Source organism: Nocardiopsis listeri (genome assembly GCF_020741345.1).
GTDB lineage: Bacteria > Actinomycetota > Actinomycetes > Streptosporangiales > Streptosporangiaceae > Nocardiopsis > Nocardiopsis listeri_A.
The window spans coordinates 1-6558 of sequence record NZ_DYZD01000333.1 but is presented as its reverse complement, the minus strand read 5'-3'; the positions used below and the strand labels follow the sequence as shown (position 1 = coordinate 6558).

The following is a 6558-nucleotide window of genomic DNA, read 5'->3' as shown; positions in this document are numbered from 1 at the left end:
ACCACCGGCCCTCCAGCAGTGGCCACCCCGCTACCAGTGCCGGTGCCGCTGCCACCGCCCCCAACTACAGGCGCCGGCAATACACGCCCTACCCGTAAACGGGACCAATGCCGAGGCCACCACTACCCCCGCTGCGGGTACCGGCACCGGAGCTAACCCCACCACCACTGTTACCGGCCCACCGGCACCGGAGCTACTCCCACTGCCAGTCCCGGCCACCGCGGGGACGCGGCCCGCCACCCACACCGCCTGTAGCGGGCTTTTCGTTACCCCACCGGTCACGTCGTGGCGACGCGGCCAACGATGACACCAGTCGGAAGGGCGGGGATCCGGCCGGCTACGGCCGGACCGGGCGAAGCCCGGGGCCCGAAGGGCCCGGGGCCGTTAGGCACCTCGACCACTCTTCCCCCTTCCCCGATAGCCGCCAACCGCCGCCCGCGCCGCACGGGTCAAGGCCACCAACACCGCTGATGAGCAACACACCATCGCCTTGACGCGTGCGGTGCGGGCGGCAACAATCACGCGGCGGGGAAGGAGGAAGAACCCACCCCCACCCCGCCAGACCACCCAAAGAGCCACTTCCCGAGGCGCCCCACCACTACACCCTCACGACGCCCAACAACCCCAGGGCTTCCTTGCCCTCGACCTAATCTCCCTGCCACCCGCCCCAGGGCAGCACAAAACCGGCGAAACCAGCGGCTCCCCCATGATCGATGGGATCACGTCCAAGAGACACAGCACCAGCCCGGAGACTCGGACCTGTGGATAACCCACCTCCACGGATCGGCTTCGGACCAACCCGACCGGTCCCGAGCCGGTGCTGTGCCCTTCCTTCATCAGCGGGCGGGGTGGTGGGCCGCTACCAAGAGTTCGACGTTGCGGTCGGCAGGGGACCCCAGTTTGGCGGGCTCGGCGTAGAGGTCGTTGACGGACAGCTCTCGGTAGAGGGAGGCCAGGCCGGCGGGGGAGAAGTCGCCGTGGTCGACCTGGTAAGGGCTGTCGGCCTCCAGGAGGGTGGTGAACAGCGACATGGTCCCGTCGGCGTTGTCGACGAGTTCGATGCAGCGGGCCAGCTGCGGGTGGTCGACGTGGGAGGCGGTGTTGATCTCCCAGAAGCCGCGCTCGGGGCTGTCGGAGGTGTGCGCGGTGACCTTGTTGTGGTGGGTGTGGCCGTTCACCCAGGCGAGGACGTTGGGGTAGCGCTTGAGCATGGCCACGAGGATCTGGCCGATGAAGCGGACCTCGGTGGGGCGGCGTGAGTCCGGGAGCGGGTTGTCCATGGTGCCGCTGGTGTGGTGGCTGAACAGCACGAACAGCTCGTCGGTGACGTCCTGGGTGCGGCGGCGACCGAGCAGGTCGTAGTAGACCGAACTGGAGGCGCGCAGGGTGCTCTCCAACCAGTCGTACTGGGCCTTGCCGATGGACCCGTTGGCGAGTCCGGCGAGGGTGGTGGTGTCCAGGCTGACCCCGGTGACGCCCTCGGCGATGGGGAAGGTGTAGAAGCAGTCCACCCCGTCGGCGTTGGCGTCGGTGAAGCCGTGGCCGTGCGGGCCGGGGCCGGTGTTGCCCTCGTCCAGGTGCGCGGCGACGAACCCTGCCGGGTCGAAGGGCATACGTCGCTCGTCGGGGGTGACGGTGGAGACGATGGAGGCGGACTGGACCTCTCGGGCCGACTCCAACCGCTCGACCTCCTCGGGAAGTTCGCCCACCTGTTCCGGGTCGGTCTGGGCGTCGGCGGTCTGCTCGATGACCCGGTCCTCGGCGAGCATGATCTTGCGGTCGCCGACGAAGGCGTCGGTGAGGGTGCCCGCCGGCAGGGTCCCGGAGGGGGTGTTGTCGTGGTTGCCGACGGTGCAGTACCAGGGGATGTCCAGCCCGGGGCTTTGGAACTCGGCCAGGGCGGCGGCGAGGAAGCCGGGCAGGTGGGGGAGACCGCGTTCGGTCTTGTACCGGTCGGCGAGGTCGCTCTCGGGTTGCCAGTACAGGTCGGACCCGCAGTTCTGCACCCCCTCGTAGCCGGACATGTCGCCGGTGTTGGGGGTGACCGAGCCGCCGTTGAGGATCGCCATGAGCCAGTCGAGTTCGACCTGCTCGTGGTTGTCGGTGTTGTCACCGGTGGTCATCATGAAGTCGAACGGGCGGCCGGTGACGGGCCCGTTGCGCAGTGAGTTGACCCGGGAGACCAACGCTGAGGCGCCGATCGGACCAAGGGTCTCCTGGGGCCGGTGGGCACCGGTGCCGAGCAGCGGATGGGTGTACTCGAACCGCACCGGGCTCTGCGCGTCCATGATGTGCAGGTCGGTGAACTGGACGAAGGCGGCCAGCGGGGTGCGCCGGTCATCGCGGTCGCTCTGGGCGGCCACGAGGTCCTCGCGGACCTCGATGGGCCAGCCGGGCCCGGAGGTCAGCAACTGGTAGCCGTCGCCGACGGCGGTGCCGACCTCGGCGAGGGTGGTCCCCTCCGGAGCCACGACCCGGTCCAGTGTCCGGCGCATGAGGCTTTCGTGGGCGGAGGCCGAGGTGGGGTAGGCGCCCAGAGCGAGGGCGCCGCCGATTCCGGCGGAGGAGGTCAGGAGGAATCCACGCCGATTGAGGGATGCCATGCGTGTGGGTGTCCTTTCGGGGGTGTGGGGGCGCACTCATTGAAGATCACCCGGTGCGCTGGGGCAATGGGTGGTGGGTGCCCCAAGGCACCCCGGAAAGGAGAGGACCGGGGGCGGATGGGTAGGATCACCGGTTCGGCTCGCACCGAATCGCGTTCGGTGACGTTCGGTGATGGTCCGATGTCCACTCGCGCGTCGTCCGTGTGTCCGGTCCTGTTCGCCGGCTCCTGTCGAGCCCGTCACGAACATGAAAGCGTTTCACGTCTGGCCGGAAGTGGTCAGTTCCAAGCCCGTCCGGGCAAGTGCACTGAGACCCAGAAGATCCCGAAACGGGGGAGTACACGGACATGAGAAGCGACGAGGGAAGCGCTTCGGCGTGGTCGAGGGTGAGCGCGGAGTGGCCGTTGCCGAGTGAGCCGGGAACACGGTCGTTGCGGCCCGCGAACAGCCCTGGGACGTACTTGCGCTACCTGGTGGCCTCCTCCCCGTTCATCCTCATGCTCTACTTCCTCTGCCTGGTCCTGGCCTCGATCCCCTTCGAGTCGACCACCCCGGGGACCGGTTTGCGCTACGGGGCCATGGTGGCGATCGTTCCCACCCTGGGATTCGCGGTGATCCCGGTGTACAAGACCCGGCAGATGATCAGGGGAACCCTGGTGGTGGTCTCGCCCGTCGGGGTCGAGTTGCGCGACCACCTGGGTTTCCAGGTGCGGTTGCGGTGGTCGGACGTCACGCAGATCGACCGGACCGTGGATCGAGTCGCAGCGGGCAAGGGCGTGCAGGTCGGAACCCAACACGTCCGGTTCGAGGAACCGGACTCGCGCGGAATCATCGGCTGGGGCGAACGGGTCATCCCGGACGGGCATGCCCGGATGCGTGCGGTCCTGGCCTCCCAGCCTCGGCATCCGCGAACCGGCGCGGAACTGGTCGCGATCTCCTTCCAAGCCGCGGGTGAGGACGGCTGGGACAACCCGTTGGTCGTGGAGACCCGCCGCTACCGCCCAGACCTGTTCGACCGGCCACCGGATCCGTCTCCCGGGGCTCACTGCTAGGTTCACCGACGGAAAGGACGACCGGGTTCGACGGCTGGAGCGGGAGGGTGGCACAAGAGGAACGGCCCGGAGCGCTGCGGAACGCCCTGGCCTGGTGCGGAGCGGGGGCGGTGGTCGGTGCCCTGCTGCGGCTCGTCGTCGTGGCCGTGGTCTACGGCGGGGGAGCCTTCGGCGTGAGTTCCTGGTGGATGCTCTCGGCACTGGTCGGGGTCCTCTCCCTCCTCCTGGTCTTGGACCGGCGTGAGGGCTCCGAGAAGCGCTACCTGTTCGGGATGGTCCCCCTGGCCGTCGTCGGGCTTCTGGTGGCCTGGCCGACCTTCCCGAACCCGCCCAGGCCCCTGCGAACGTCACCCGCGTGGGCTGGGAATGGCGGCCGCCCATGGGCGCCGAGGCCACCGACGTGCTCCCGGGAGGCAACGGTCCCCTCATCCTGCTCCGCGACGGCGCGGTGGCCCTGGACGGGACCGACGGTGAGGACCTCCTCCGGACGGTGACGCTCGATGCGGAGACCGGAGAAATCACCGACGATGACTCCGGCTTCGTCGAGCCCCCGGGCGGTGGGGTGCCAGAGCACGGCCGCGAACCGGTGGCGGAGGCCCTGGACCTGCCCGAGGAATGCGTGGTCTCTCAGGCCACGGTCCACGATCGCCTCCTGCTCGGTGCTTTCGGCTGCCTTGACGACGCCGAGAGCGGGGCCGTTCGGTTGGGACCACATCGGCGCCCGGGCGACCGTCGCGGCCATCGACCCGCAGGAACGCACCCTGGCACTGGATCCGTCGACCGGGGACGAATTCGTCACCTTCCCCGAGGGGAGCGACTCCGACGAGTTCCTCGGTGCGGCCCACGCGGATCCACACGGGAGCGTCACAGCCTTCGACACCGACCGGATGGAGACCACCTTCCACCGGGTCGACGCCTCAGGAGAGATCACCGACACCGCCGTGCTGACGGAGACCCACCTGGACGTCCACATCGGTTCTGACAGGATCGTGCTCCAAGACGATCGACAGATGACCGCCGGGTCGGGCGATCCGATCCTCGTGCCGACAGCCGGCGCGGTGGTCCTACTGAGCGGGGACGAACGGTCCCAGGTCCTCGAGGGGCTGGTTCCCTGACCCGGATCGACCGTAAGAAGGGGATCCCGGTTCGAACACCCCTCCCGGTACGGTATGGTTTTCCCTGTTGGCGACGCCGCAGGCGCCGGTCGACGGACGGGACGTAGCGCAGTTTGGCAGCGCACTTGACTGGGGGTCAAGGGGTCGTGGGTTCAAATCCCGCCGTCCCGACAGAGAAGTTGCAGGTCATAGAGGGGTCCACCTTTCGGTGGGCCTCTTTCTGCGTCTCAGGTGGGGTAAAAGTGGGGTAGAACCGGGGTCGGGTGGGGTATCAGCCCACGTCGTTGAGGATGTCGTCCATCGCCCGAGCCGCTGACCGACGTACCGGCCGCAGCTGGTGGCGGTAGACGCGTTCGGTGGTGTCGGTGCCGTTGTGACCGACCAACAGTGAGATCTCCTCGATGCTCACCTCGTGGTCCGACAGCAGCGACACGAACGTGTGGCGTAGCTCGCGTGCGGTCCATTCCTTGTCGTTCAATCCTGCCTTTCTCATGATCGTGCGCAATTCACGTAGGACGTTGTGCCTGTCCAGCGGGCTCCCGGTGCGGGTGCAGAACACCAGGTCGTGGTCCTTCCACAGCTCGGCCGCCGCCAGACGTTCACGGGCCTGCATCGCCCTGTGGGCGCCGATGGCCTTGACCGCCAACGCGGGCAGTTCCAACGACCGCCGTGACCGGTGGGTCTTGGTGTCCCCACCTTCGCGTACCGAGGCCCACACGTGGATCGTGGGCACCTCACCGGCGGTTTCGATCTGCCCCCACCGCAGAGCGCGGATCTCCTCGGTACGAGCGCCGGTGACGATGGAGGTCACCAGGTAGGCGTACCACCGCGTACCCTCTGCTGCCTTGAGCACTGCCACCGCTTGGTCCAAGGTCATGGACTTGGAGGGCCGCCCGGGCCTGTCACCCTTGAGCCGGCCTCTTTGGTCCAGACGGGCGAGCTCGGCGACGTTGCGGGAGACCATCTCCTGGACCTGTGCGTAGCGGATGGCGCGCTCCAGCAGGCTGAGCACCAACCGCAGCGTCCGCGAGGACAGTTGCTTTTTCCTGCCGCGTAACCAGGCGAGCACATCGGCCACCCGCAACTGGGTCAACAGGTGCCGATCCAGGTAGGGGGTGATGTGTGTACGCGCGAGCCGTGTGTAGTTGTCTCGGGTGTTGGGACCCACGTCCGAGAGCTGGTCCCGCAAAAACTCCGCCACACAGTCGGCGACGGTGAAGTGGGCGGGGGAGTCGACCCCCTGGTCCAACTCATCCAGGGTCGTGGACAGCTTGTCGTAGAAGGTGTTCTTGTTCTTGCTGCTGACCTTCTTGACCCGCCAACGTCCGGTGTGCGGGTCCTGCCGAAGGCGGATCTCCGCGCGCCAGAGCTTCTTGGCCCGATCGAAGTAGACCGAGACATCGGATCGTTCGGTCAGCGCGGCCCTGGTGGGCTTGCGTGGTGTTCGGGGCATCACTCCTCGACTTTCTCGGGAACGGTCCCGTCCAGCCTAAGCGGATGCCTGGTCGTCTAGGAGGCGGTTGATGTAGGTCTCCAGGGCGGAGCGGGGGACAAGGCGTCGCCGGCCGACGCGGACGGAGGGGAGCTGTCCGGTGGCGATGAGCTTCTTGACGGTGGTGGTGCCCAGGCTGAGAGCGCGGGCGGTTTCCTGGATGGAGTACGCGACCTTGTGTTCCACGGTGGGTGAGCTTTTCCCTTTGGGGTTGTTTCACTTCCTTGTTGAGATCGGGGAAACGGGTCGGGCTCACGTGGCGCGGAGGTTGTGCGCGCGGGTGGGTGCGTACGCAC

General features: G+C 67.8%; 6 protein-coding genes and 1 tRNA gene. 4 read left to right on the top strand and 3 right to left on the bottom strand.

Annotated elements, in window-relative coordinates:
* Positions 1–836: 836 nt before the first annotated feature.
* Positions 837–2603 carry a TIGR03767 family metallophosphoesterase gene (locus K8V84_RS17830; RefSeq protein WP_304076329.1) on the bottom strand — a complete coding sequence of 589 codons (1767 nt, stop codon included), beginning with the start codon at positions 2601–2603 and terminating at the stop codon, positions 837–839.
* 347 nt (positions 2604–2950) lie between these two features.
* Between K8V84_RS17830 and K8V84_RS17825 the strand changes: the two genes are divergently transcribed.
* From K8V84_RS17825 to K8V84_RS17810, 4 genes are all read left to right on the top strand, one after another.
* Positions 2951–3655 (top strand): hypothetical protein, encoded by a 705-nt coding sequence (locus tag K8V84_RS17825; protein WP_304076327.1) that lies wholly within the window; start codon positions 2951–2953, stop codon positions 3653–3655.
* Between the two features lie 47 nt (positions 3656–3702).
* Entirely contained in the window at positions 3703–4149 is a 447-nt protein-coding gene (locus tag K8V84_RS17820; RefSeq protein WP_304076325.1) for a hypothetical protein, read from the top strand.
* 180 nt (positions 4150–4329) lie between these two features.
* On the top strand, positions 4330–4770 hold the full coding sequence (locus K8V84_RS17815) for a hypothetical protein (protein ID WP_304076324.1): 441 nt from the start codon (positions 4330–4332) through the stop codon (positions 4768–4770).
* 97 nt (positions 4771–4867) lie between these two features.
* A tRNA-Pro gene (locus K8V84_RS17810) sits at positions 4868–4941 on the top strand.
* 100 nt (positions 4942–5041) lie between these two features.
* On the opposite strand, the gene xerC is transcribed toward K8V84_RS17810, so the two are convergent.
* On the bottom strand, positions 5042–6223 hold the full coding sequence (gene xerC / locus K8V84_RS17805) for a site-specific integrase (RefSeq protein WP_304076322.1): 1182 nt from the start codon (positions 6221–6223) through the stop codon (positions 5042–5044).
* 36 nt (positions 6224–6259) lie between these two features.
* On the bottom strand, positions 6260–6448 hold the full coding sequence (locus tag K8V84_RS17800; protein WP_304076320.1) for a helix-turn-helix domain-containing protein: 189 nt from the start codon (positions 6446–6448) through the stop codon (positions 6260–6262).
* Positions 6449–6558 lie beyond the last annotated feature (110 nt).

What these genes read in the sequence shown, in the direction of transcription:
- K8V84_RS17830 (WP_304076329.1), bottom strand. Translation starts at nt 2,603, where the DNA reads ATGGCATCCCTCAATCGGCGTGGATTCCTCCTGACCTCCTCCGCCGGA.
- K8V84_RS17825 (WP_304076327.1), top strand. Translation starts at nt 2,951, where the DNA reads ATGAGAAGCGACGAGGGAAGCGCTTCGGCGTGGTCGAGGGTGAGCGCG.
- xerC (WP_304076322.1), bottom strand. Translation starts at nt 6,223, where the DNA reads ATGCCCCGAACACCACGCAAGCCCACCAGGGCCGCGCTGACCGAACGA.